The 1,776-nt window shown below is 71.3% G+C and carries 3 protein-coding genes; 1 reads left to right on the forward strand and 2 read right to left on the reverse strand.

The genetic code is table 11. The features are described 5' to 3' along the window. A partial coding sequence (locus tag ABZ281_RS48065) for an FAD binding domain-containing protein (RefSeq protein WP_356665022.1) occupies positions 1-399 on the reverse strand: 399 nt, incomplete at its 3' end. After that, entirely contained in the window at positions 396-941 is a 546-nt protein-coding gene (locus ABZ281_RS48070; protein ID WP_356665024.1) for a 2Fe-2S iron-sulfur cluster-binding protein, read from the reverse strand. The genes ABZ281_RS48070 and ABZ281_RS48065, both read right to left, overlap by 4 nt. A 242-nt stretch (positions 942-1,183) precedes the next feature. Here ABZ281_RS48070 and ABZ281_RS48075 point away from each other — a divergent pair. Further along, positions 1,184-1,776 (forward strand): TetR/AcrR family transcriptional regulator (locus ABZ281_RS48075; protein WP_356665026.1); only part of this gene is annotated, 593 nt, incomplete at its 3' end.

Raw genomic sequence — 1,776 nt, forward strand, 5'->3', positions numbered from 1 at the left:
ATCGCGCTTGTTGCAGGGGGAGGTGACGTCGGCGAAGTAGCCGCAGCGGGTGCGCTGGAGCAGGTTGCCGCCGACCGTGGCCATGTTGCGCAGCTGCCCGGAGGCTCCGGCCAGCACGGCCTGCGCGAGGGCCGGGTAGCGGCGCCGGGCCTCGGGGTGGGCGGCCAGGTCGCTGTTGGTGACGGTCGCCCCGATGCGCAGCCCGCCGTCCTCGGCCGGCTCGACGCGGTTCAGGGGCAGTTCGCGTACGTCGACGAGCCGGGCGGGCCGTTCGACGCCGGCCTTCATCAGGTCGACGAGATTCGTGCCGCCGCCCAGGAATCGGGCTTCCCCGTCGCCGTCGAGCAGTGCGACCGCGCCGGAGACGTCGTACGCCCGCTGGTAGCCGAACTCCCTCATGCCGCAGCTCCCTCGGTCTCCTCGGCGGCCCTGGCCACGGCCTGGACGATCGACACGTACGCGCCGCAGCGGCACAGGTTGCCGCTCATGCGCTCGCGGATCTCCTCCGTGGTCAGCGGTGGTGGTCCCGCTTCGGGCCGGACGTCGCCGGTGACCGCGCTCGGCCAGCCGGCCGCGTGCTCCTCGATCACGGCGATGGCCGAGCAGATCTGGCCCGGCGTGCAGTAGCCGCACTGGAAGCCGTCGAGGTCGAGGAACGCCTGCTGCACGGGGTGCAGTCGCTCGCCCTCGGCCACGCCTTCGATGGTGGTGATCTCGCGGCCCTCCGCGGCCACGGCGAACTGGAGGCAGGCCACGCTCCGGCGGCCGTCGAGCAGGACCGTGCAGGCACCGCACTGGCCCTGGTCGCAGCCCTTCTTGGTGCCCGTCATGTCGAGTCGTTCCCGCAGGGCGTCGAGCAGGGTGGTGCGGTGGTCGACGGTCAGCGTGTACTTCTCGCCGTTGACGGACAGGGTGAGGTCGCTGGACGTCGATGGGGGCATGGAAGCCTTCTCTCTCACATCGCGAGGTCGGGGGGCAGGGTCGCTGCGGGTGGCGAAGCCGGTGCGCGACCGTGCAGGATGCGGGGCGGGCGGGCCCGGGGCACGCGGCCGCAGGCTGTCCGCACACGCGGCACGCCGATACGATGGAACAAGCGGACAGTTGTCCGTTACCCGGAAAACGTAACGGACAACTGTCCGCTTAACAAGGGGCGGGTTCAGGCCATGGCCCGCGAGGAGGGCGAGTGCGGCAGAAGAAGGACGCTCCCCTGCGCTCGGACGCGCAGCGCAACCGCGAGCGCATCCTGGAAGTCGCACTGGAGGAACTGACGCGCTCGGCGGGCGTCCCCTTGAGCGCGATCGCCAAGAAGGCGGGCGTCGGGCAGGGCACTTTCTACCGTCACTTCCCCAGCCGTGAGGCGCTCGTCCTGGAGATCTACCGGCACGAGATGCAGCAGGTCGCCGACACCGCCCCGGTACTGCTGGAGAGCCGGGAACCCGACCGGGCGCTGCGCGAGTGGATGGACCGGCTGGCCCGGTTCGCCATGACCAAGGCGGGCCTGGCCGACGCCATCCGCCAGGCCACCAGCACACCCGGTCGGCCGGAGAAGCCGGGTCACGCACCGGTGACCGAGGCGGCCGAACTCCTGCTCCGAGCAGCCGAGGACGCCGGCACCATCCGCCCGGGGATCACCGCGAGCGACCTCTTCCTCGTCATCGGCGGGCTCTGGACGATGGACCCCCATACCGACTGGCAGCCGCGCCTCCATCAGCCCCGTTCCCCCCGTTCGATGCAAAGCTCGTTGCCCTCCGGGTCCGCCATTACGACCCAGCCTCG

The organism is Streptomyces sp. NPDC006265 (assembly GCF_040613555.1).
Taxonomy (GTDB): domain Bacteria; phylum Actinomycetota; class Actinomycetes; order Streptomycetales; family Streptomycetaceae; genus Streptomyces.

Coding starts and splice junctions, on each gene's coding strand:
- ABZ281_RS48070 (WP_356665024.1), bottom strand. CDS start 941: ATGCCCCCATCGACGTCCAGCGACCTCACCCTGTCCGTCAACGGCGAG.